General features: G+C 38.7%; 20 protein-coding genes. 10 read left to right on the forward strand and 10 right to left on the reverse strand.

Going from position 1 to position 23,467, the window contains the following annotated elements; genetic code table 11:
* The 3 genes from ACTF6W_RS08155 to dusB form a co-directional block, all read right to left on the reverse strand.
* The coding region (locus ACTF6W_RS08155) for a sigma 54-interacting transcriptional regulator (RefSeq protein ID WP_438994047.1) at nucleotides 1-655 on the reverse strand (655 nt) is incomplete at its 3' end.
* Nucleotides 645-1,772 carry a two-component system sensor histidine kinase NtrB gene (locus tag ACTF6W_RS08160; RefSeq protein WP_438994048.1) on the reverse strand — a complete coding sequence of 376 codons (1,128 nt, stop codon included), beginning with the start codon at nucleotides 1,770-1,772 and terminating at the stop codon, nucleotides 645-647. The genes ACTF6W_RS08155 and ACTF6W_RS08160, both read right to left, overlap by 11 nt.
* A 1-nt stretch (nucleotide 1,773) precedes the next feature.
* The gene (gene dusB, locus ACTF6W_RS08165; RefSeq protein ID WP_438994049.1) at nucleotides 1,774-2,775 is read right to left on the reverse strand and encodes a tRNA dihydrouridine synthase DusB; all 1,002 of its coding nucleotides are present in this window, start codon (nucleotides 2,773-2,775) and stop codon (nucleotides 1,774-1,776) included.
* 137 nt (nucleotides 2,776-2,912) lie between these two features.
* Here dusB and ACTF6W_RS08170 point away from each other — a divergent pair, with 137 nt between their 5' ends.
* From ACTF6W_RS08170 to ACTF6W_RS08185, 4 genes are read left to right on the forward strand one after another with little or no spacing between them, the layout of a single operon-like run.
* Nucleotides 2,913-4,076 (forward strand): bifunctional 2-C-methyl-D-erythritol 4-phosphate cytidylyltransferase/2-C-methyl-D-erythritol 2,4-cyclodiphosphate synthase, encoded by a 1,164-nt coding sequence (locus tag ACTF6W_RS08170; protein WP_438994050.1) that lies wholly within the window; start codon nucleotides 2,913-2,915, stop codon nucleotides 4,074-4,076.
* 3 nt (nucleotides 4,077-4,079) lie between these two features.
* On the forward strand, nucleotides 4,080-4,517 hold the full coding sequence (locus ACTF6W_RS08175; protein ID WP_438994051.1) for a DUF1801 domain-containing protein: 438 nt from the start codon (nucleotides 4,080-4,082) through the stop codon (nucleotides 4,515-4,517).
* A gap of 2 nt (nucleotides 4,518-4,519) precedes the next feature.
* On the forward strand, nucleotides 4,520-5,008 hold the full coding sequence (locus tag ACTF6W_RS08180; RefSeq protein ID WP_438994052.1) for a phosphatidylglycerophosphatase A family protein: 489 nt from the start codon (nucleotides 4,520-4,522) through the stop codon (nucleotides 5,006-5,008).
* The gene (locus tag ACTF6W_RS08185) at nucleotides 4,995-5,501 is read left to right on the forward strand and encodes a CinA family protein (protein WP_438994053.1); all 507 of its coding nucleotides are present in this window, start codon (nucleotides 4,995-4,997) and stop codon (nucleotides 5,499-5,501) included. Before ACTF6W_RS08180 ends, ACTF6W_RS08185 begins: the two co-directional genes overlap by 14 nt.
* On the opposite strand, the gene ACTF6W_RS08190 is transcribed toward ACTF6W_RS08185, so the two are convergent.
* Complete coding sequence (locus ACTF6W_RS08190; protein ID WP_438994054.1) at nucleotides 5,480-7,996, reverse strand: ABC transporter permease; 2,517 nt, start codon at nucleotides 7,994-7,996, stop codon at nucleotides 5,480-5,482. The two genes, ACTF6W_RS08185 and ACTF6W_RS08190, sit on opposite strands and share 22 nt — an antisense overlap.
* Entirely contained in the window at nucleotides 7,996-8,712 is a 717-nt protein-coding gene (locus tag ACTF6W_RS08195) for an ABC transporter ATP-binding protein (RefSeq protein ID WP_438994055.1), read from the reverse strand. The genes ACTF6W_RS08190 and ACTF6W_RS08195 overlap by 1 nt, the downstream gene beginning before the upstream one ends.
* 39 nt (nucleotides 8,713-8,751) lie before the next feature.
* On the opposite strand from ACTF6W_RS08195, the gene ACTF6W_RS08200 reads away from it, so the two are divergent.
* The 3 genes from ACTF6W_RS08200 to ACTF6W_RS08210 all read left to right on the forward strand — a co-directional run bounded on the left by ACTF6W_RS08200 (nucleotide 8,752) and on the right by ACTF6W_RS08210 (nucleotide 12,974).
* A complete protein-coding gene (locus tag ACTF6W_RS08200) occupies nucleotides 8,752-9,450 on the forward strand; it encodes an arylesterase (protein ID WP_438994056.1) in 699 nt (232 codons plus the stop codon).
* A gap of 83 nt (nucleotides 9,451-9,533) precedes the next feature.
* A complete protein-coding gene (locus ACTF6W_RS08205; protein ID WP_438994057.1) occupies nucleotides 9,534-11,912 on the forward strand; it encodes a transporter substrate-binding domain-containing protein in 2,379 nt (792 codons plus the stop codon).
* Nucleotides 11,913-12,203: 291 nt separating this feature from the next.
* The gene (locus ACTF6W_RS08210) at nucleotides 12,204-12,974 is read left to right on the forward strand and encodes an alpha/beta fold hydrolase (RefSeq protein ID WP_438994058.1); all 771 of its coding nucleotides are present in this window, start codon (nucleotides 12,204-12,206) and stop codon (nucleotides 12,972-12,974) included.
* Between the two features lie 12 nt (nucleotides 12,975-12,986).
* Here the strand turns inward: ACTF6W_RS08210 and ACTF6W_RS08215 are convergent, their stop codons facing one another.
* From ACTF6W_RS08215 to ACTF6W_RS08225, 3 genes are read right to left on the reverse strand one after another with little or no spacing between them, the layout of a single operon-like run.
* Nucleotides 12,987-13,607: a YkgJ family cysteine cluster protein gene (locus ACTF6W_RS08215; RefSeq protein WP_438994059.1), complete on the reverse strand. Its 621-nt coding sequence runs from the start codon at nucleotides 13,605-13,607 to the stop codon at nucleotides 12,987-12,989.
* 23 nt (nucleotides 13,608-13,630) lie between these two features.
* On the reverse strand, nucleotides 13,631-14,782 hold the full coding sequence (locus ACTF6W_RS08220) for a cysteine desulfurase family protein (RefSeq protein ID WP_438994060.1): 1,152 nt from the start codon (nucleotides 14,780-14,782) through the stop codon (nucleotides 13,631-13,633).
* A complete protein-coding gene (locus tag ACTF6W_RS08225; protein ID WP_438994061.1) occupies nucleotides 14,779-15,903 on the reverse strand; it encodes a cysteine desulfurase family protein in 1,125 nt (374 codons plus the stop codon). The genes ACTF6W_RS08220 and ACTF6W_RS08225 overlap by 4 nt, the downstream gene beginning before the upstream one ends.
* A 133-nt stretch (nucleotides 15,904-16,036) precedes the next feature.
* Between ACTF6W_RS08225 and ACTF6W_RS08230 the strand changes: the two genes are divergently transcribed.
* Nucleotides 16,037-16,678: an alpha/beta hydrolase gene (locus ACTF6W_RS08230; RefSeq protein WP_438994062.1), complete on the forward strand. Its 642-nt coding sequence runs from the start codon at nucleotides 16,037-16,039 to the stop codon at nucleotides 16,676-16,678.
* Nucleotides 16,679-16,687: 9 nt separating this feature from the next.
* Here the strand turns inward: ACTF6W_RS08230 and ACTF6W_RS08235 are convergent, their stop codons facing one another.
* Nucleotides 16,688-17,812 carry an anhydro-N-acetylmuramic acid kinase gene (locus ACTF6W_RS08235; protein WP_438994063.1) on the reverse strand — a complete coding sequence of 375 codons (1,125 nt, stop codon included), beginning with the start codon at nucleotides 17,810-17,812 and terminating at the stop codon, nucleotides 16,688-16,690.
* Between the two features lie 102 nt (nucleotides 17,813-17,914).
* Between ACTF6W_RS08235 and tyrS the strand changes: the two genes are divergently transcribed.
* Both tyrS and ACTF6W_RS08245 read left to right on the forward strand, forming a co-directional pair.
* Complete coding sequence (tyrS, locus tag ACTF6W_RS08240) at nucleotides 17,915-19,186, forward strand: tyrosine--tRNA ligase (protein WP_438994064.1); 1,272 nt, start codon at nucleotides 17,915-17,917, stop codon at nucleotides 19,184-19,186.
* A 21-nt stretch (nucleotides 19,187-19,207) separates the two neighbouring features.
* The gene (locus tag ACTF6W_RS08245; protein ID WP_438994065.1) at nucleotides 19,208-20,257 is read left to right on the forward strand and encodes a S66 peptidase family protein; all 1,050 of its coding nucleotides are present in this window, start codon (nucleotides 19,208-19,210) and stop codon (nucleotides 20,255-20,257) included.
* Here the strand turns inward: ACTF6W_RS08245 and ACTF6W_RS08250 are convergent.
* Nucleotides 20,254-23,433: a YhdP family protein gene (locus tag ACTF6W_RS08250; protein ID WP_438994066.1), complete on the reverse strand. Its 3,180-nt coding sequence runs from the start codon at nucleotides 23,431-23,433 to the stop codon at nucleotides 20,254-20,256. The genes ACTF6W_RS08245 and ACTF6W_RS08250 overlap by 4 nt on opposite strands.
* Nucleotides 23,434-23,467: the final 34 nt, after the last annotated feature.

Below are 23,467 nucleotides of genomic sequence, written 5' to 3' on the forward strand. Positions count from 1 at the left end.
CTCCAGTAAAAGAGCCTTTCTCATGGCCAAATAGTTCGCTTTCAATAAGTTCTTTTGGTATGGCTGCCATATTTATCGCCACAAAAGGCGCATTTCGACGTTGGCCAAAATCATGTAGGGCTTTTGCCACCAATTCTTTACCCGTGCCAGTTTCACCGGTTATCATGACGGTTAAATCCGTATTCATTAGCCGGGCCATGATGCGATATACATTTTGCATCGCAGGCGAACGTCCAATTAATGGAATATCTTCTTCATTTTTAATAGATACCGCTTTATCCAATTTATTCTTCGGACTAAGTCCATTTTTTATCGCAAGAAACAATTCCTCTAGATCAAATGGCTTAGGCAAATATTCATACGCACCGCTTTCTGCTGCTTTAACGGCTGTCATAAGGGTATTTTGCGCACTCATAATAATAACTGGTAATTCGGGCCTTATTTTCTTTATACGCACCAACATATCAAGTCCGTTATCATCTGGCATCATAACATCTGATATGACAATATCCCCTTCGCCATTTGAAACCCAGCGCCATAGTGTTGCAGCATTACTCGAAAGCCGCACATCATATCCTTCACGACCTAACGCGCGAGCCAACACAGTACGTATGGCTTTATCATCATCAGCAATAAGAATTGTTTTATTTGTCATGATTTCCCTTTAAAGCCGATGGCAGTAATACACGAAAGATTGTTTTACCTTCGTCACTTTCACATTCGATCACCCCCCCATGGTCAGAAATTATTTTAGCAACTAATGCTAATCCTAGCCCTGACCCACCGCTTTTCGTTGTGACGAACGGACCAAAAATATCCTCTTTAATTGTATCATCGATACCACCACCATTATCAATAATCGTAATCTCTAATGGTAAATTTAAAAATTCTTCCCCATTTGCAGAGGCTACTCGCATACCTAACCTATATGCTGTTGTAATTGTTATTTGACCATCATTTTCTGTGACGGCTTCAGCAGCATTTTTTAGTAAATTTAAAAATACCTGAATTAAAGAACCGTGATCCCCAAGTGTATTTGGTAAGGAAGGATCATATAATTCAACAAATTTGACATGTTTACCAAAACCATTTTCCGCCAATTTTTTAACATGTTCTAAGACACTGTGAATATTTATTTCTTCACGTTCTATCTGCCTATGATCAGTAAACACTTCCATGCGATCAACAAGCTTACAAATCCTGTCAACTTCATCAATAATCAGATCGGTTAACGCAACATCATCTTTGCTGATGTCTTGAGAAAGTATTTGCGCAGACCCTTTTATGCCGGACAATGGGTTTTTAATTTCATGTGCAAGCATCGCAGCCATACCGGAAACCGAACGCGCAGCATTGCGGTGATGTTTTTGTTGGTTGATTTTTTGCGCGATCGTTCTTTGCTGAAACTGTATGACGGCACCATTTTCCTCAATATCATCTGTTTCAATCAATGGCGATACATGAACATCAATTTTTGTATTTCCTATTATAGGGTTTCCAATATTAATGTCATATTCTGATACGACCGCGTTTTTACTTATAGATTGCTCAACGAGCGATACAATTGGACTATCTTGCGGCACAATATCAGTCAATTTTTTGCGTGATAAAATCACATAACTACTGCCAAGCAATTGCTCCGCAGCTGCGTTAGCGAAAATTATTTTTTGTTGACTATCGACCGATAATATTGCCTCTGACAAACTATTTAAAATCTTATCTGCAGTATTTTTTGAGCTTTCTTCAGCAATATATAGCTTTTCTTTTGCCATTTTAAGCAGCTTGCTCACTCAATAATGGTTCAAAAAAGGCTTCAATTGTATCAAGCACTTCTTGCGTTTCTGAGAGTTTATTTACTTTTTGGCGAAACTCTGCGCTATCTCTTAAGCCCTTAGTATACCAACTGATATGCTTCCTCGCTATTTTCTTACCAGCACCTTCACCATAGTGCTTTAACATGGAAAGATAATGTTCAACCATGATATCCTTGATGACATATAATTCAGGATCCGGTAATTTTTCACCGGTTTTAAGATAATGAATTACTTGCGAAATGAACCACGGCTTACCATAATTCCCTCTTCCAATCATAACGCCGTCCGCCCCTGATTGCTTTAGAGCTTCTTTTGCGTCTTCACATGAAACAATATCACCATTAGCAATAACGGGGATATTAACGGCGTCCTTGACTTCACGTATGAATCGCCAATCAGCCGATCCTTTATACATTTGATTTCGAGTACGTCCATGAACCACAACCATTTTAATGCCTAGGTCCTCAGCAATTTTTGCAAGCTCTGGTGCATTTCTGTTGGTAATATCCCAACCCGTTCTCATTTTTAAGGTGACAGGAATTGAAACCGCATTAACAGTTGCCTCAATTATCTTTCCAGCAATGTCCAAATCTTGCATCAAGGCAGAACCCGCATATCCATTGACGATCTTCTTGGCAGGACATCCCATGTTAATATCAATGATTGGGGCACCCTTATCTTCGTTCATTTTTGCGGCTTGGGCCATCATATCAGGATCACAACCAGCAAGCTGAACAGACATTAGGTATTCGTCACTTTCAGCTGCGGCCATCTTATGTGTGCGATGATGATCACGGATCATAGCCTGACTAGCGATCATTTCAGATGTTACAAGTCCTGCACCAAATCTTTTCACGAGGCGTCTAAATGGTAAATCCGTTACACCCGCCATTGGGCATAACAGAACAGGGTCCTCAATTGTGATAGGACCAATATTTATTGGTTTCAACAAATAAGTCATGATTAAAAATTAAGCAGCCTTTAAAAATGTCTAAATTTTAGTCAATATCGACGGCACTATAACCGAAAACATAAGTCACGTCAAAGGCGAAAAAGAATCAAAATCTTGACGACATTTTTATATAAAAATGATAGCTTTTGCAGATGACTATTAGAAACGCAGCCATAATCGTCGCCGCTGGTCGTGGACAGCGCGTGGGTGGAGAAATACCAAAGCAATACCTTGAAGTGGGAGGGGTGCCAATTTTAAGACGTACAGTCGAGGTTTTCTTAAATCATCCTAACATTGATCTTATTCAAGTTATCATTCATCCTGATGATAAAAATTTATATGATCAGGCATTAAATGGCCTTGACTTGCCTGCCCCCATATTTGGTGGTGAGACAAGGCAACAATCCGTATTAAACGGACTTGAAGCCATTAGCGATAAAATGCCGGAATATGTATTTATTCATGATGCAGCACGACCCTTTCTAGATCATAAAATAATAGATGATTTAATTGACGTGGTTGAGGTTTCTGGCGCTGTAATTCCCGCTTTAAAAGTAACTGATACCATAAAGTACATGGGGACGGATAAAATCGACAGTACTTTGGATCGCAATTATTTATATCGTGCTCAAACACCGCAAACATTTCGATATAAAGCAATATTCATGGCACACCGCCGTTTTGAAAATGAAAATATGACAGACGATAGTTCAATCGCAGAAAAAAGCGGACTAAAGGTCAGAATTATTGAAGGGTCAGAAAATAACTTTAAAATCACAACATCAGAAGACCTAAAGAAAGCGGAAATGATGACAGCAAAGACTTATACAGATATTCGCACAGGATATGGGGTTGATGTTCACGCCTTTGATAAAGGAGATCATGTCATTCTTGGTGGTGTAAAAATTCCTCATACGCATAGCTTAAAAGGACATTCTGATGCTGATGTTGCACTACATGCTCTTACAGATGCACTATTGGGATCAATGGCTTTAGGAGATATCGGTGACCATTTCCCACCAAGCGATAAAAAATGGAAAGGCGCAAGTTCTGATATTTTTTTAAAACATGCCGCAGACCTTATTTATCAGCAAGTTGGCGTAATTGCGCATGTTGATTTGACGATTATTTGCGAAACGCCGAAGATCGGACCACACCGTGAAAAAATTCGTGATAAAATTTCTGAAATAATTGATTTAGATATCGCCCGCGTTAGCGTCAAAGCAACCACAACTGAGAAACTGGGTTTTACAGGAAAAGGTGAAGGCATAATGGCTCAAGCAGTTGCAACCGTCAGACTACCGGAGTAAATAATGGCGGAAAATAAAACAAAAGAAACGAATGAAAGCGTCGATGATTTTCTAAACTCTATTGAACACGAAGGAAAAAAAGCCGATAGCTTCAGAATTCTAGAAATGATGAAAGACATAACAGGCTTGCTACCTAAAATGTGGGGAGATGCAATGATTGGTTTTGGAAATTATCATTATAAATACAAAAGTGGCCATGAAGGTGATATTTTCCAAGTTGGCTTCTCTCCCCGAAAAAGCTATTTATCCTTTTATCTATTTTACGGTTACAAACATCACCCCCTTATGACAAAACTGGGTAAGCATAAAGGAGGGAAAGCATGTCTCAACATCAACAAGCTTGCAGATGTGGACGAAGACATACTCTATAAGCTCATTGAATTTGGCTTTCTGTCATCTGCTGGCGGGGATAACCCTTATGCCAAAATGGAAAGTTGTTAAATATGGCCCTTAAAAATTGGAATAAATCCTTCTTTCATCCTTCACTTATGATTTCAACATGGTTTTATAGCGGGCTTGTCCCATTCGCCCCAGGCACTATGGGGAGCATCGCTGCCCTTCCCTTTGCGTGGTTACTTATTGAACATGCTGGAAAATTCGGCCTTGCCAATGCGACCTTAATAGTATTTGTGCTTGGATTATGGGCATCACGTGAATATATGAATGAAACTGGAAAAACCGACCCTGGCGAGGTCGTCGTAGATGAAGTGGTGGGGCAATGGCTCGTTTGTCTGTTCATTATTGATAACAATCATATAGGACAATATATTCTTGCACTTCTCGCGTTTAGAATATTTGATATTATGAAACCGTGGCCCGTATCACATTTTGATAAACGACATGATGCGTTCGGCGTTATGATGGATGATGTCGTTGCAGGCATTTTGGGGGCAGCTGTGCTTTACGCTGTGAATTTCTATGTTCTCAGCTGAAATTGTTAAACTTGCTACCGAAGTATTAGAATTAGCGCGCAAAAATAGTTATCAAATTGCGACTGCTGAATCCTGTACTGGTGGCTTAATAATTGGTGCGTTAACGGATATTGCGGGATCATCCGACGTTGTTGATCGTGGCTTCGTTACTTATTCCAATCAAGCAAAGCATGAAACCATTCTTGTGAATTCTCAAACACTAGAAAAATTTGGTGCCGTTAGTAAAGAAACCGCTTTGGAAATGGTCGATGGTGCCCTTAATCAGTCTAATGCTTCAATTGCCGTTTCTGTTACTGGTATTGCCGGGCCCGGAGGCGGCAGTATTGATAAACCTGTTGGCCTCGTTCATATTGCTGCGCAAAAGAAAGGCAGCATTCCAACCCATCAAGAAGCTAATTTTGGTGATATTGGCAGATCCGCAGTTCGCGAAGCAACAATAATAGCAGCCCTTAAGTTATTAAAAGAAGTTATTTATATACCACGAAGGACTTGAGCCGGTCTTACTGACATTGCTTTCCAAATGCTGAACATTCCGATCGACATGGTCATTACAATTGCTGCAAAAACAGTAATCAGTGGAATTTGTAATGAGAATGTCCATTCAAGTTCCATAATGCCGACGACAATCCCATATGCGGCAACAGTACCAAGCAAGATCGCGACAAAACCTGTGGCAACACCCAAGATAATAAATTCAAATATATAAGCCTTTAAGATATCCATCCGTGTTGCCCCGATGACCTTTAAGACGGCGCTATCATAAACGCGTCCTTTATGACCAGCCGCAATGGCGCCGCTTAATACCAAAATGCCCGCTACAATCGTAATCGACGCCATAACGTCAATTGCGCCTTTAATTTGCAGTAATAGAACTTGTACATTTTCAAGGACTTCTTTAAGGCGAACTGTTGTAACATTTGGGTAGTTTCGTGTAATCGCTTGATAATTCGCCGCCTCTCGTTCAGGTGTAGATTTAAGCGTACCCACATAAGTATAAGGTGCATCACTTAACATATTTGGATCAAACATCATGGCATAATTAATACCAAATGTGCCCCAATCGACGGATCTTACTGACCTAACTGCGACTTCAAAGCTACGTCCTAAAACATTAATCGTGATTTTATCACCTAACACCAGTCCGAGTGCTTCATATACATCCTGACTTAATGAAACTTGTGGCTCACCGTCATAACCGATTGGCCACCAATCACCTTCAACCAATTTATTATCTTCTGGAACTTCATCCGTGAAGGTCATCCCACGGTCCCCTCTAAGGACCCATCGCATTTCGGGGCTGATTTCCACTTCATCAGAAGGCACCCCTTTAACATGACTAATACGCCCTCTTAAATTAGGGACGGTTCTATAAAGGTTTGCGCCCTCTTGCGATAACATATGTTCTTTAAAACTGTCATGATCTGCTTTTTGAATATCAAGGAAAAAGTAACTTGGTGCATCTGTTTCAACACGTCTTTCAATTTCACTATCCAAACCAAATTCAACCAATGCAATAGCGGTTAGAAGTATCAATCCGAGCCCTAGGGACAATATGATCGATAATGTTGAGTTACCCGGTCTTGTGATGTTTGAGAGTGCAATTCTTAAGGCGGGACTGTAGCGGCGCGGTAAATAGGAAACCCCTTTACGGACCAATATCCCTGTTCCAAAAAGAAGCGCAAACGACGCAAGCATTCCACCGATAAAATACGCGGTTAATTCACTGTATTCTGCCGTATAAAATACCATCGCAAGCATCATGACGATCATTATCACAATCGTGATCAAATAATTTTTCGGAATGTTATTTTCACCGGGCTCAGAAATGGCAATGCGGAACAGTTGGCGGGCAGAGATATTCTTTGCCTTTGCCAATGGCCAAAGTGTAAATATCAGACTGATTAGAATGCTATAAAAGGCGGCTACAGCAAGTGGGGCAAAATAAAATTCACGTGAAATTTCGATCGGCATTTTGCTTTCTAAGAAATCCGCGAATAAAAAGGGCAACGCCCCCCCGACGAATAACCCAAGCACGATTGATATCGCTGCCATGATTAGAATTTGTTGTAAATAAATTTGGAAAATAGTTTCAGATTGTGCGCCCAATATTTTAAATGTTGCGATCGTATTGGTTTTCGAATTTAAATATCCATGAACCGCATTACTAACACCAACTCCACCAACTAGAAGCGCTGTTAAGCCAACCAATGTCATAAATTGCCCCATACGGTCGATAAACCTTTGTGCACTTCCGCCGCCACTGCTTTTATTTCTCACGCGCCAATCGGAATCAGGAAATGCTTCTTCAATCGTTTCCTCATAAAGTTTTGCATCTGTCCCGTCAGCCAACCTAAGGCGATAATTATATTCAACCAGGCTCCCAAAAGTAATTAAACCAGTATCTTCCATGCTATTAGAAGAAACAAGAATGCTTGGTGCTAATTGAAAACCCGCATTTGAACTATCTGGTTCTTTTGCAGTCACTCCGCGTACTTCATAGACAAGACTACCGATATTTATCTTGTCACCAATATCAACACCAAGTCTTGTTGCAATTGCTTCAAGTGGGACGGCACCCCAATGCCCGTCTTTAAAGGCGAGAAGTTCTTCTCTTGGTAGGTTACTATTTGTTTCCAGAACACCAAAAAGCGGATATAAATCATCAACTGCTTTAACTTCAATTAAACTACTCTCGGTAAAATCTTCTGTGTGCGCCATCGCACGAAGTTCACTGACCATTGATATTTCTTCAGCCGTATCAACAACATATGCCATTTCTTCATCGGTCAATAGGCGCTGATTTGTTTCAATTTCTACGTCACCGCCTAAGAAAATACGTGCATCTCGGGAGAGGCTTTCTGCAATATTTGTTGTAACGGACCCGACGGCCGCGATGATAGCCGTGCCTAAAAATAGACACGCGATGAATATTCTAAATTGCTTAAAAGCAAATCTTATTTCACGAAGAGCAAAACGAGTAGCAACCATTATTCGGCAACCTTCTTTCCTTCATTTTCATGAACATCAACATTGTTTGTAATTAAGCCATCTTGAATATGAAGAATCTCATCACATTTCTCTGCGAGCTCCTGATCATGTGTAATCAAGATTAATGTTGCGTCATTCTTTTCTTTAAGATCAAAAATAAGTTCAATAATATTGTGCCCTGTTTTCCCGTCGAGATTTCCCGTTGGCTCGTCGGCAAATAAAATTTTCGGTTGAGGTGCCATTGCCCTTGCAATCGCTACACGTTGCTGCTCACCCCCCGATAGCTGTGTCGGGAAATGGTCCATGCGGTGCTCAAGACCAACATCAATAAGCATTTTTTTCGCTTTTTCTTCAGCGCCCGATACACCAGCAAGCTCAAGCGGCACAGCCACATTTTCAATTGCCGTCATTGTCGGAATAAGGTGAAATGCTTGCAGAATAATGCCAATATTGTCACGACGGAACATGGCAAGCTCATCTTCATTCATTTTATCAAGCACATGACCCGCGACCATGACACTGCCCTCTGTTTGCCGTTCCAAGCCATTCATGACCGACATCATGCTTGATTTTCCTGATCCAGAAGCCCCTAAAATGGCGACTGCCTTACCTTCGTCAACTTTTAGATCTATACCATTTAAGATTTTAACTTCAAAATCATTGCTTTTAAGCCTGAGATGAATATTCTTTAGTTCAAGAATTTTAGTGTCGGTCATATTTTAAATATACTCGTTAAACGATAAGGTTTTTTATAAGTGTCTAAATTAATAAAGTTATACAATAATGTTTTTATCACTCCTATTGAGTTATTCAACCATATTGCGATTAAACGTCTTATTTTTACGATTATTTCGATCTTCGGATCATTATACGTCACAATGCAGCCATTACATGCGCAAGAAACGAAACATATTCTTGCTTTTGGCGATAGCTTAACCGCAGGATATGGGCTTGGCCCCGGCGAAGGGTTTACCGATCAACTTGAACGCACATTAATTGATAAGGGCATAAACGTTAAAGTGACCAATGCAGGCGTATCGGGCGATACAACCTCGGGAGGCCTTTCAAGACTGGAATGGGTACTTTCTAGTGCACAAAATGTTGATTTGGTTATTTTAGCTCTTGGCGGTAATGACGCACTACGCGGGATACAACCAGAAATCACAAGACAAAACATGGACAAAATGGTCGCTATTTTAAAAGATAAAAACATCCCTACCCTAATAGCCGGAATGATGGCACCACCCAACCTGGGCCCAATTTATTGTAATAAGTTCAATAGCATATATGGTGATATGGCTAAAAAATACGACGTTGCACTTTATCCTTTTTTTCTTGATGGTGTCGCAGGTTTTATTGAACTAAACCAAAATGATCGCATACATCCAAATCCAGAAGGCGTAAAAATTATCACAGAAAAGATGTCCGCTAGTATTACTGAAGCATTAAAATAATAGTTAAAAATTTAGCCGGTTAAGTTTCTTTAACCAATTCGTGTTAAATTGTTTTAAAATTGACACGTAGTTGGATATAAATTGTGATTAAATTCATAATAAAAAAGGCATATTTATTCTGTTTCATTATTCTTGGAATTTGTGACATTCACGCACAATCCAACATTAATTTTACACAAGAAGAATTAAAGTGGATTGAAGATCACCCAGTGATAACATCAACTAATGAAGTTGGTTGGGCCCCATTAGATTTCAATCAATTCGGGGAAGCACGTGGCTTTTCTGTCGATTATTTAAATTTAGTTGCTAAAAAAGTTGGCATCAAAATTGAATATAAAAGCGGTTTTACGTGGAGCCAAATTCTTGAAAAACTTAAAAACAAAGAAATCGACATTGCACAAAGCATTATTTATACACCTGAGCGCGCCGAATACTTAGAATTCACTCGCCCCTATCTTGATATGCCAATGGTCTTTTTTGGAAGAAAAGGTCAACCAAGAATAGAAACAATTGAAGATTTAAAAGATTTAAAAATTGGTGCCACCCTTGGTGATTTATCATATGAGATTTATAAAAATGACTATCCAGAACTGGATATCTACGAATATAATTCCACTATTGATGCTTTAAAGGATATTTCAATTGGAAAGATTGATGTATTCGCTGACATTTATCCCGTTTCAAATTTCATATTAAACCAAAACTTCTTATCCGGTGTCACTGTCGTTGGCGACAGCTTCTTTCTTAGCGAAGATAATACAGATAATATACGCCTAGCCGTTAGAAATGATTGGCCAATCCTTAGAATAATTCTTGAAAAAGGAATGGACGCCATTACACCAAAAGAGTTTTCAGCGCTTGCGGAAAAATGGCAAACCACGGCTGCTGCTCTAACTGTAGATGAATTAGAATATGATATTGGTCTAACCGAGGCTGAACTTGAGTGGCTAAATGAGAACAAAGTTATTAAAGTCGCGACCGACCCTAATAATACACCACTAGAATTTATTGATGATAATGAAAATATAAGCGGCTTAGCCGGCTCTTATTTGGAATTATTTGAACAACGTTTAAATGTAAAATTTGAATGGTCAGGAAGTAAAAATTGGACAGAGTCCCTCAATCAAATACAATCAAAAAAGGCGCATATGGTATCTACTGCTAATGCAACGCCTGATCGGGAAGAATATTTGATATTTACCGATCCCTTCTTGGACGTGTCATATATGATTTTTGGTAGACAAGGTGAAGAAATCTATGGAAACTTAGATGCGTTAAATGGAAAAACCGTATCTATGGTCAAAGGCTATTCAATTACCAAAACTATAGCAGATAACCATCCTAAGATTATTTTACGATTATCAGCTTCAGTAGCAGAGGCGCTTGAAGTCGTCGCTATAGGACAGGCAGATGCATATGTGGGAAGCATTGCTTTAGCAGCGCATTTTAGTATCGAAAAAGGATTAACACAGATTGTTGCTGTTGGTGGCACCCCTTACCGTGGTTCAAATAAAATGGCTGTAAGAAAAGACTTGCCCTTACTGGCAAGCGCTATACAAAAAGCGATGCAATCAGTAACTGCCCGTGAAAAAACAGAAATTACGCGCAAATGGCTCGGGAGAAATTTTGAATCTTTTGAAAATTCAACACTTCTTATCCGTGCAATGATCATTTGTTTCATTATCTTATCATTAATTTTAATTTGGAATTACAGTTTACGTAGAGAAGTTAATCAAAGAAAGAAAGCCGAAGCCGAAGCAGATGCAGCAAACATTGCCAAGTCAAAATTCTTAGCAAATATGTCCCATGAACTTAGAATACCATTGAACGCGATTATTGGTTTCTCTGATGCCATGTTAGCTGGAATTGCAGGTGAGATAAAAGAGCCAAAACAAAAGGACTATTTAAATGATATTAGAAGCAGCGGCGAACACCTATTAACAGTAATCAATGATATTTTAGATCTATCAAAAATAGAAGCCGGAAAATGGCGGCTTAACATCACTGAGTTTGTGCTTAACAATAGCATTAATGAAACCATTAATATGATGATGCCACTTGCTGATCAAAAAAATATCTCACTCAAATATCAATGTGAATTTGAAAATGCTGACTTAAAAGTAAAGAGCGACATCCATGTATTAAAGCGTATTTTAATCAACTTATTATCTAATGCTATTAAGTTCACCGAAAATAATGGAAATGTATATTGTAGAGCTTACCTAAAAGGCAATAGTATCAATATAGAAATTATTGACGATGGTATAGGCATTCCGTCATCGCGTCTTGATAAAGTCCTTCACCCATTTGAACAAGTTCAAGAAGGCTATGATTTAAACGAAGAAGGCACAGGTTTAGGGTTAGCCATTGTAAACGAACTTCTTAACTTAATCGATGGGGCATTAATACTTGAAAGTGAAGTTTCAAAGGGAACAAAAGTAACAATTACAATACCAAAATAGTTAAAATAATCACTTTATCGCAAATAGCATACACTTCATCGCAATCGACTTTATAGAGTTTGTTATTCAGTTCTACCTAAAAGTGCAAGACATGTTAATTCCTATAGCAACCTTGCTCCCGTTATTGACCGAGAGGGTATGAACTGAATATAAATAGGGGCGTTTTACTATTAACAGTAATTTCCCTACTCCCCCTTCAACCCTGTTTATTATGCCGGCTCCCTTATTGGGAGCCGGCTTTTTATTTATCTAAACCTTGTAATTTTAAAGATCATATTTAAATAGTGCTCTATGAAAATAAATTTTGATCAATACGGTGAAGATGCCAATAAAAAACCGCTTATTATAATCCATGGATTATATGGTTCTGCGGCAAATTTTCGAGGGCTAGCAAAAATATATGCTAACGACTTTATCGTATTTTGTATCGATCTTAGAAATCATGGTAATTCACCACATTCTGATGAAATAACATATTCACTTATGGCTGAAGATGTTATTGAATTTATGGATAATCAAGGCATCAAAAAAGCGCATATTTTAGGCCATTCAATGGGCGGGAAAACCGCAATGCAACTGGCATTAAATCATCCAGAACGCGTTGATAAATTAGTGATCGGCGATATTGCACCTGTTGAATACCCTCATCATCATGAAACAATTTTCGAAGGACTATTGGCTATTCCTGTTGCGAATGTTGAAAGCCGCGGTGAGGCTGAACAAATTTTAAAACATTATGTTGAAGAACCGGGTGTTAGGCTTTTTCTCTTAACAAATTTGTTGCGTACGGATGATGGTAATGGTTTCAAATGGCGCATTAACCTCCCGGCATTAATTGGGGAATATAAAAATATTCAAGCGGCTCCCGATGGAATTTCATATGATGGAGAAACTCTTTTTATTCGCGGAGCAAATTCGGAGTATGTTGCGGATGAATATGTTCCTGAAACACTTGAATTTTTTCCCAATGCAAGTATTGAAACTATTGATGACTGTGGTCATTGGCTTCATTCTGAAAAACCAAAAGAATTTTCGGAAATACTACTTAAATTTTTAAAGTAATATATTGAAAAACTACCCCCTAACACTTTCAATAAAGTCTGAATAGTCTTTTAACATTGATGTTTCACGAAATGATTCATGGATCAATTCAATATAATCCCGTGTCTTTTCTGCATAGTGTAAATCTTCTTTTGAGACTGGTTTGCCTTGTTCCACCTGCACCTGCAATTTATAGAGGAAGTAATTTTGATAATACCGAAGATTAAACTGATCTTTTTCGTATTCTGCTTTAAAATGCGCCTGATAATCACTTAATTTATATTCGTCCTCACCTTCCAAATTTGCATAAGCGGCGTTATCGATAAGCCATTCTGCCTGTTCTTTTGCGCTTTCAACGTCTAAAACTGCTTCATCAAAGTCCGTTTCACCTTCAAGCACGCTTGAGGATAACAAACAATGATAATCGCCACATACATGGAGTCTATCAGGATAAATGGAGCAGGCCGTCCCCTTAAGATGCGGGCAAGGTAAATTGAATGCCCCTTCCCCTTCATCAACAACAGGTTTAATGCCAAGCTCAATTGCTTTTTCTTCTTCGCCTTCTAATAAAGGTGCATTGCCAAATAAAGCACCACTGCAACATAAACCACAATTTTTACAAAGTTCTGATGCTTTAAGAAAATTATTATCCATAGAAAATCCCTGATTAAATTTTGTTATTTAGGTTGACGGTTATGCACACATTTAATGATGTATTTGGCCGCAAAATCAATCTCTTCTTCCGTGGTCATTCGACCTATTCCAATTCGAATAGATGACGATATATCACGTTTTGAAAGCCCTAATTCATTTAAAACATAAGACGGTTTATGTTTAGCCGATGAGCATGCAGAGCCGCTAGATACAGCGATATTCTTAAGGTCAGCGATAAATAAATCACTCTTAACGCCAATAAAAGTTAAATTTAAATTACCAAAATAACGGTCCGTTTCAGAACCATTCAAACGAACATTATTTAATTTATGTCTCAAGATATCTAAGAGCGATTTCGATAGTTTAGAAACATGTTTAAGATCAGATGTCATATCATTTAATGCTATTTTCGATGCCTCGCCTAAGCCGACACAAAGAGCAGGCGATAATGTGCCTGATCGCAAACCATTTTCTTGACCGCCGCCATCCATTATCGGTATTACTTTAACGCCATTTCGAACGAAAAGCGCACCAATCCCTTTTGGCCCATAAATTTTATGGCCCGAGATGCTCATTAAATCGATATTCATATCATTTACATTAAGAGGAATTTTTCCAAATGCTTGAGCCGCATCCGTGTGAAACAAAATATCAGTGGATTTACAAATTTCACCAATGGTTTTAATATTTTGAAGAACCCCAATTTCATTATTAACTGCCATAATCGACACAAGCGATGTTTTTTCAGTGATACTATTTTTTAATTTATCTAGGTCGATTAAACCATCATGATCCACATTTAGATATGTTACAGTAAACCCAAGTTTCTCTAATGACCTCGTTGAGGCAAGCACACATTCATGTTCAGTCTTTGCGGTAATAACGTGGTTTTTATTCGGGAACTTGGCAAAAGCCGCCCCTTTAATAGCGATATTATTACTTTCGGTAGCACCAGATGTGAAAATTACTTCTTCGCTTATTGAACCAATAACATTCGCAATTTGTGCGCGTGCAACATCAATTGCCGCCTCGGCTTTCCATCCAAAGTTATGTTCTACGGAATGCGGGTTTCCAAATTCATTGGTTAAAAATGGCATCATTTTATCAAGCACACGCGGATCAATTGGGGTCGTTGCCTGATAATCCAGATAGATGGGTAACTTTAATTCACTCATCGGTTATTCTTTCTACCCCACATTTTTAACCAGCTACTAATGAAAGCATCAATATCTTCACGTTTCGTGTTCCACCCCATGCTCATTCGTACGGTTGAGCTTGCAATCTCATCATCGTTTGTCATTGCCATTATGACATGTGACGCTTTGACTTTTCCCGATGAACATGCTGATCCCGAACTTACACATATTTTATCAAGATCAAAATTCATTACCTGCGTTTCGCTTCTAACATTTGGCATATAAATTGTCGAAACATTAGGCAGCCTTTTTGAATTATGTCCTAGGCACATTGAACCACTCGCTTTAATTAGAATTTCTTGTTCTACATAATTACGCCATTCTTCCAATTCTTTCATTTTTTCTAATGACCTCGAAATCATTGATGCCGCTAATCCAAATCCAGCAATTCCAGCTATATTTTCTGTACCGCCACGCCGACCAACCTCTTGACCACCGCCAATTATAGAGGATCTTACAGGCAATTTTTCAAGAGCAATCAAAGCCCCAACTCCTTGCGGTCCACCAATTTTATGGGATGAGATACTCATCATATCAACATCAAGAGATTGAAAATCAAGTGGTATTTTACCAAATGCCTGAATTGCATCAACGTGTAGAAGCGCGCCTGCATCCTTTGTGATTTTGGATATACTTTCGATATCTTGGATTACACCAGTTTCATTATTAGCGAGCAAAATAGATACAATTCTTTGATCGCCATCATTCAATAAAAGCTCTTTAAGGTCCTCTAAATTAATCAGACCATCACTATTAATAGAAAGCATATCAACTTTACCTTCAAAACTATCTTTTGATAAATTTACCGAGTCATGTTCTGCATTTGTGGTAATTAATCTGGATCTTTTCGAATTTAAAATCGCCATATTATTGGCTTCAGTGCCACCAGAAGTAAAAATAATCATTTGTGCACGACAATTTAAAACCTCTGCTATTTGCGATCTTGCCGTCTCTAATCTTGATTTAGCTGTTCTGCCAAGTGCATGAACGGAGGACGGATTCCCGCCCTCTTTCATTACGTCAGACATTAGTTCAATCACCTCAGTGCGGATTGGCGCCGTAGCATTATAATCAAGATATATTAGGTCCGAAGCGGTCATAATTTATTAAAATCCAATTTCTTAGTTGAAATTTCACTGTAGTTTTATGCTATAACAAGACGGAATCATCAATAAGTTATTTTATTCTAATAGATTTTACGAATAGTATTTAGACATTTAAGGTTAATTAAATATGCCAGAAGTCATTATCAACGGCCCTGAAGGCCGTCTAGAAGGACGTTATCACCCAAGCAAACAAGAAAATGCACCAATCGCACTCGTTTTACATGCTGACCCACAATTTAACGGCAACATGAATAGTAAAATTTGCTACTATTTATATCATTCTTTTGTGCGTCGTGGTTTTTCCGTCTTGCGCTTTAATTTTCGCAGTGTAGGTCGCAGCGAAGGCATTTATGATAGTGGAATTGGCGAATTAAGTGATGCGGCTTCTGCTTTAGATTGGCTACACACTGTTAACCGCGATAGCCCACAAGTATGGATCGCCGGGTTTTCATTTGGGGCATGGATCGGAATGCAGCTTTTAATGAGACGTCCGGAAATCAGCGGCTTTTTATCAATTTCACCGCCAGCAAATCTTTATGATTTCTCATTCCTCGCCCCTTGCCCATCATCCGGCTTAATCACCCAAGGAACAGAAGATACAGTGGTTAGTGAGAATTCCGTTCAACGTTTGGTAGATAAACTGCAAGCACAAAAAGGTATCACAATCGATTACGACAAAATTGAAGGTGCAAGCCATTTTTATGAAGATCATCATACCCCGCTCGTAAGATCAATCGATAAATATCTGACTATGAGATTGGGTTATTAATTTACTTCCTTATTTAGGCTTGTGAACTTTTCCACCCGTGGACGGCTCATTAATCCCTGTCGTCCCGGGAAAAGTGATCGGTAAGTTATATATTCTTCTGACCGCTAAATAAGCGAAGGCCTCTGCTTCGACATAATCACCGTCGAACCCGATTGATGAAATACTCTCCACATCACCATAAAGTTCATCCGATAGCATTTGCATCATTGTTGGATTATGGGCACCGCCACCACACACGTACCATTTTTTTACAAAATCTGGACACATTACCTCTGCCATTTTTATAGCATTTACAGTAAAAGCAATTAATGTGGTCGCACCGTCCTCAACTGATAGCATCGATAAAGAACTCACATCAAAGGCATCTCTATCTAAAGATTTCGGTGGCATTTCTTTAAAATAATCATGGTTCATTAAAATATTTACGAGAATTTCCTGGACATTCCCTTTTGATGAAACCTGCCCATCTTTATCAAAGGGAAGATCACTATGTTTTCTAATCCAATCGTCAAGAAGTGCATTACCAGGCCCAGTATCGAAAGCCACCATATCATTAGGGTCACGACCACTAAACCAAGTTAAATTTGCTACGCCACCAATATTGAGTAACGCAATCGGAAAGTCCGTTTCGCCATTAGGCAAAAGTGCACGATGGAAAATAGGAACTAGTGGGGCACCTTGCCCACCATTTTCCACATCAAATCTGCGAAAATCATTTATAACTTTTATGCCCGTATTATCAGCTAACTCACGGCCATCACCGATTTGCCACGACCACCCTTTCTCCGGGTTATGTAGCAAGGTTTGACCATGAAAGCCAATAACTTCGATATCATTTTTTTGAAGTTGATTAATTGATATAATTTCATTTATGGCATCTAAATGGAGCCTATTAATAACACCCTCAGCAATTAATATTGAATTACTTCTTACGTTTGGATTATTTTCTCTTTTCGCATGTGCAAAAGCTTCTTGAAGCTGTTCTCTTTGCTCAATGGTATATGGAATATGACACGCCTTACCAAAACGTATAACCTGGTTCCCATCTGTTTTAATAATGGCCGCATCAACTCCATCTAATGAAGTGCCGCTCATAAGGCCTATTGCTAAAACTTCCTTTTTTTTATCGCCCAACGATTTATTTCCTATTTTTTCCATTTCATTAAGGGTCAAATTTGTGTTACATGAGCCCATAAGAAAATCAATATAACATATACCTAAACAGATGATGACATTATGACCGAAACTATCAATAATTACACACCAAAATCAGAATTTCTTAAAGTTATGATGGAACGTGGCTTTATTCATCAATGCACAGACCCTGAAGCACTCGATAAAAGAATGTTAAGTGAAGTTGTACCAGCATATATTGGTTTTGATTGCACCGCGTCCAGTTTACATGTGGGGTCATTGGTACAAATCATGATGTTACGCCACCTTCAAAAATCTGGACATAAACCAATTGTCCTTATGGGCGGCGGCACGACTAAAATTGGCGACCCTAGTGGTAAAGATGAAAGCCGCCAAATGCTTACGGTCGAAAAAATCAACGAAAATATGAATGGCATCAAATCTGTTTTTGAAAAATATTTAACTTTTGGTGACGCACCGACAGATGCCATCATGCCAAATAATGCGGATTGGCTTGATAAACTTGGATATGTCGATTTACTTCGCGACGTGGGCCCTCATTTCACAATCAATCGGATGCTTACCTTTGAAAGTGTCAAGTTGCGATTGGACCGTGAAAACCCACTTACTTTTCTTGAATTTAATTATATGATTTTACAAGCTTATGATTTTCTTGAGCTACAACGAAGAGTTAGCTGCTCAATGCAGATGGGCGGTTCCGATCAATGGGGTAATATCATTAATGGTGTTGAACTAAACCGTAGGATGGATCAAAAAGAAGTTTTTGGATTAACCACTCCGCTCATTACAACAGCCAATGGCGCGAAAATGGGTAAATCTGCTAGCGGTGCCATATGGCTTAATCAAGATATGCTTTCTGCATATGATTTTTGGCAATTTTGGCGCAACACCGATGATGCGGATGTAGGGCGTTTTCTTAAACTATTTACCGAATTACCACTTGATGAAATATCAAAACTTGAAGCTTTAGAAGGTGCAGAAATTAACGAAGCCAAAAAAGTGCTGGCGAATGAAGTTACAGCGATGTGTCACGGTGTTGAAGCCGCAGAAAAAGCAGAAGCCACCGCAAAAAAAGCTTTCGAAGAGAGATCGCTTGGTGCTGACTTGCCAAGGGTAGAAGTTGAAAAAGCCGATTTACAATCCGGAATTCAAGTTACTGATCTATATATTACAGCTGGACTTGGTTCATCAAGAGGTGAAGTTAGGCGCTTAATAAAACAAGGCGGTGCTAAGATTAATGACGAGAAGATAACAGATGGTGAAATGAACATCACACTTGACCAATTAAATGATCAAGGTACCATTAAGTTATCGGCAGGAAAAAAACGACATATTTTAATAATGCCAAAATAATTTCAATCGGGAGTTTTCATAATGGATAGACGTAATTTTCTAACGACGGGTGTCGCAAGTGCCGCTGCAACAGCAATCGCCACTAGTGTATCAGGTAGCATTGCCAATGCTCAAACAACTAAATCCATTATTAAGCCTGAGAAATTAAAAGAAGGCGATACGGTTATGATTGTCGCACCTGCAGGTGTGGAATATAGAAAATTACGTCTCAAATTATCGGTTGAATCTTTAGAAGCATTGGGCCTAAAAGTTAAAGTTGCTGAAAATACGCTCGGGCGCTTTGGATATTTTCCAGCAGAAGACAAAGTTCGTGCTGATGAAGTAAACCAGGCCTTTGCAGATAACGAAGTAAGAGCGGTTATTGCTTTAAAAGGCGGATGGGGTGCTGCAAGAACATTACCTTATATTGATTTTGATTTAATCGAGAAAAATCCAAAAATTCTTCTTGGGTATAGTGACATTACTGCGCTACTCAATCCCATTTTTGACAAAACCGGCCTGATGACTTTTCATGGTCCAATCGCAGGCGGCTCATGGAATAGATTTACAACACAAAATGTAAAAGAAATCCTTTTCGATGGTGCAGCGCAACATATGGTTAACCCCCAAGAAAAAGGTGAATATTTAGCTGTTCGTCAAAACCGTACTGAAACCATAGTCTCCGGCAAGGCGCAAGGTCGCCTCGTCGGCGGCAACTTAACAGTCTTAACAGCACTACAAGGGACTCCTTATTTTCCAGATACTAAAGGAAAAATTCTCATGCTAGAAGATGTTGGTGAGAATATCTATCGCGTGGACCGTATGTTAACGCAACTTGCTTTAGGGGGGCATATAAAGGATTGCTCCGGTGTCGTTCTTGGTGGATGGACAGATGTTGACACTGATGGTGGTTATGGCGATTTTGCGTTATTGGATATTTTTGAACAGCACTTTATTCCTGCAGGAAAACCAGTATTCACGGGGGCAATGTTTGGACATATTTCAGATCAACGTACGATGCCCGTCGGTTGTAACGTCAGCATTAATGCCGATGAAGGAACAGTAACAATGTTAGAAAGTGCCGTTTCCTAATTTATAGGCTTGTCAATCGGAGCTGGCGGTTCTGTTTCAACTGTTTCTGATTTTTCAGCCTCTTCACGTGCTGTGGGTGAATTATCGCTGCCGCCGATTGCACCAAATATTTTTCTAAAAATACCTGGAGCTAAAGCCATTAACGGATTAATTTTGACTTCGGGTTCATCTATTGTACCCTTCATATTATATGTTGCTGCAAAAATTCCCTCATCTTTACCACCTGTAAAGATTGTTCCAAGTAGAGGAATATTGCCCAAAAAAGAATTTAAACCATAAGCCGGTATAATTGTGCCTGCTAAAGATATTTCATCATATTTCTGATCTACATACCCATCGAGCGTAACGCCTAATGTAGGCCCTTTTGCGCTACCCGAACTAATGCGGAAAATTTGATCATATTGTTCAAAGTTACCTTCAAAGCTATCGAATGAAAGTCCATTTTTCTCTAATTCTTCTTGCGCTTTTGCAAATTCTTTTTCCTTAAGAAGTTCACTAAACACTTGAGAATCTGCAACAGTAAACTCTTCTGCTCTGATATTACCTTTCAAGGTGTACCCTTTTTCCATTTTGATCATATCAGCATCAATAAGTAAGTCCCCTCGATCACCGCTGGTAAAGAAATCCAGAGCGCGCAAAGCATTCCCACCATCATTTGTGCTTAATGTCATTTTTTGCTCAGGGTTGGTTAAATCTTCATCACTGGCAATGATAAGCGATAAGTTTTTATCCTCTCCCCATTTTGCCATATAACCAAAGTCAATAACTTCATTATTAATATAACCTGCCAATACTGAAGTCTCTTTGGCAATTATATCATTATACATCGCGACTTCAGCTATAGAGCCAGATAGATTAAAGTCGGGTAAATCGGTTTTTTCTGTATTCTCATCTAATGGCGCAAAAATAATATCCATTAATGGCACAGCATTAAACTCTTCGCCCTTTACGGATAGCTGATACATGGCATTTTCATAATTCCATTCAAATAAGCCACTAAAATCATGCCCTTGCATTTCTAGTTCTTTAATATAAAGCCTAATAGCGCGCTCACCATCATAAGTTAATTGTAATTCTGAATTCATATTTTCTGAACTAAAAACAATATCATTTACGTGAATATTATTATCATCAAAGACAAGCCTAAAATTTGTTTTGGCTTTGGACGTTTCTTCTTTAACCCATCCAAGCGGTTCAAAAATTATTTCATTATCGGCTAAATCAATAACGCCTTTACCGACTTTCAAACCCGCTCCTTGCCCAAGCAATGTTAGGTTTGCTTTCGCAGGCCCTGAAACATATGGTTCAAACGGCAAATGTAACGTTTCCCATTCCTTGTTTTCTACCTCACCTTCAATGGTATATTGCGTTGGATATTCTTTTGATTTAGTAAAATCCTCAATCCATTCAGCATTAAAATCTATACCATTTAAAAGAATATTGCCGTTAGAAACTATTCCGTCACGATTAACGGCCAGTGTCATTGTACCATCGGATAAATTGTACCCGTCTGAAAGTTTTGGAATATTTAATTCTTCGATATCTGCTTGGATATCAAAAATGACGTCTTTAAGCTTCAACCCTCTAATAAGAGGGAAATCAAGGGTCAGAAAAGCATCGGCATTGCCCAAAATACTATCTTGCTTGATACCATATTGGCTAGGGTACCCCAGAGGTTTATAGTCAATAACATGAAGAATATCTTCGACACGTCCTTTCACCGGAATTTCAAAATGGGCTACCGCTTCCCCCTTCTTCGCAATATCATTGAAATGAAGTACAGCGCCATTAATCATCGCATTTTCAACAACACCACTATCAATATTCAGCAAAAATTTATTTAGCTGCAAACGAGCAGTCCCAAGCATGTTAGTGAGTTGCGGCATAGGTTTAAGAAAATGTGAGACACCGCCAACGACGTTAAAGTCAAATATAAAGCTTTCTTCGGGCAAACTATCAAGTGCCCACATTTCAGGCTTAATATTTACGTTTATTTCGCCTCTTGGGATCATGCCACCTGTAATATTATTTTCAATCCAAGTTCTGGCGCCTTTTAATAATTCTGGCGGCCAATATGTCTTTAAATTTATCAAAGGCATATTGGAAACATCCGCGACTATCATAACATCTGGATCACCACTAATACTACTAATTGTACCTTCAGAGTTCACTTCTGCGCCGTCAAATTTCAAATAAAGGTTTTCTATAGATATTTCATCATTTGATGTAATGAATTGGCCGCTTAACGAAGCCTCATCTATTTTAATGGGCTCATTATAGAGGTTCGCGGGATTAATCATGCCTTCATCTAAATCAAATTCAAAGGCAACAGCCGGTAAATTAAAATTCTTATCAATTGAAAAATCAATAATTCCACTTACTGGAATATTGAGTGTCGATAAATTTTTTAATCCTTCGACTTGTCCCGCTATATTGGTTGGAACAAAATTTGAGAACCTTATTTGTGATGTCACTTTTTCGTTTGGAATACTATATTGAACCGACATATGAAGAGGAATATCATTATCTTCTTCAAAATCGATTTCACCTTCAAGAAATAAGCTAAAACCGTCTTCAATTCTTTTAATATCTAATGAAGCGTCAGGAATACTCCAAACGTCAGATGATAATTCATCCTTTAAATTGATCGATGTATCCGAAAAAGAGACTTGTTGTAAATACCCCGTAGAGTTCATTGTATTGGGAGGAGACAATATTTGTTTAGTTAATCTGGGCACCAAATTGGATGAGCTATTAAATTCATCAAGATAAGCGCGCATGCTAGCCATAAATGCTTCTTGATCAAATGGCTCGCCAGACCAAGCCTTTTTCGGCAATAAAACATTTAATTCAATACCGCCGAATTCAACAAATGTTGGGGCGAATACCCCTCTCAACATTGCTGTAAAACTTAGCTGCGTCCCTGCTTGAGGAATTTTTAATTCCGTTGAAGACGCTTCATCTTTAATGGCGACATCTAAAAACCTAATTTCAAAACTGCTGCTTCCGGTTGGGTTATCGTCAGCATTTCGCCAAGTTAGTACGCTTTGATTAAATGAAACCGCTTCTCCAAGCCCTTGAGATACAAGCAAATTTTTTAAAAAAGGTGATGAGCCATCTAGTTCTACTGGACCATTACTGATCCGCCAGAAAAACAGCAATAGGGCAATTGTCATTATTGCTAAAATTGCCAAGAATGTCTTCACGGTA

Source organism: Pseudemcibacter sp. (assembly GCF_965661635.1).
GTDB lineage: Bacteria > Pseudomonadota > Alphaproteobacteria > Sphingomonadales > Emcibacteraceae > Pseudemcibacter.

What these genes read in the sequence shown, in the direction of transcription:
- ACTF6W_RS08185 (WP_438994053.1), top strand. Translation starts at nt 4,995, where the DNA reads ATGTTCTCAGCTGAAATTGTTAAACTTGCTACCGAAGTATTAGAATTA.
- ACTF6W_RS08250 (WP_438994066.1), bottom strand. Translation starts at nt 23,433, where the DNA reads ATGACAATTGCCCTATTGCTGTTTTTCTGGCGGATCAGTAATGGTCCA.
- ACTF6W_RS08225 (WP_438994061.1), bottom strand. Translation starts at nt 15,903, where the DNA reads ATGACCGCTTCGGACCTAATATATCTTGATTATAATGCTACGGCGCCA.
- ACTF6W_RS08190 (WP_438994054.1), bottom strand. Translation starts at nt 7,996, where the DNA reads ATGGTTGCTACTCGTTTTGCTCTTCGTGAAATAAGATTTGCTTTTAAG.
- ACTF6W_RS08175 (WP_438994051.1), top strand. Translation starts at nt 4,080, where the DNA reads ATGGCGGAAAATAAAACAAAAGAAACGAATGAAAGCGTCGATGATTTT.
- ACTF6W_RS08160 (WP_438994048.1), bottom strand. Translation starts at nt 1,772, where the DNA reads ATGGCAAAAGAAAAGCTATATATTGCTGAAGAAAGCTCAAAAAATACT.
- tyrS (WP_438994064.1), top strand. Translation starts at nt 17,915, where the DNA reads ATGACCGAAACTATCAATAATTACACACCAAAATCAGAATTTCTTAAA.
- ACTF6W_RS08245 (WP_438994065.1), top strand. Translation starts at nt 19,208, where the DNA reads ATGGATAGACGTAATTTTCTAACGACGGGTGTCGCAAGTGCCGCTGCA.
- ACTF6W_RS08215 (WP_438994059.1), bottom strand. Translation starts at nt 13,607, where the DNA reads ATGGATAATAATTTTCTTAAAGCATCAGAACTTTGTAAAAATTGTGGT.
- ACTF6W_RS08220 (WP_438994060.1), bottom strand. Translation starts at nt 14,782, where the DNA reads ATGAGTGAATTAAAGTTACCCATCTATCTGGATTATCAGGCAACGACC.
- dusB (WP_438994049.1), bottom strand. Translation starts at nt 2,775, where the DNA reads ATGACTTATTTGTTGAAACCAATAAATATTGGTCCTATCACAATTGAG.
- ACTF6W_RS08210 (WP_438994058.1), top strand. Translation starts at nt 12,204, where the DNA reads ATGAAAATAAATTTTGATCAATACGGTGAAGATGCCAATAAAAAACCG.
- ACTF6W_RS08180 (WP_438994052.1), top strand. Translation starts at nt 4,520, where the DNA reads ATGGCCCTTAAAAATTGGAATAAATCCTTCTTTCATCCTTCACTTATG.
- ACTF6W_RS08230 (WP_438994062.1), top strand. Translation starts at nt 16,037, where the DNA reads ATGCCAGAAGTCATTATCAACGGCCCTGAAGGCCGTCTAGAAGGACGT.
- ACTF6W_RS08195 (WP_438994055.1), bottom strand. Translation starts at nt 8,712, where the DNA reads ATGACCGACACTAAAATTCTTGAACTAAAGAATATTCATCTCAGGCTT.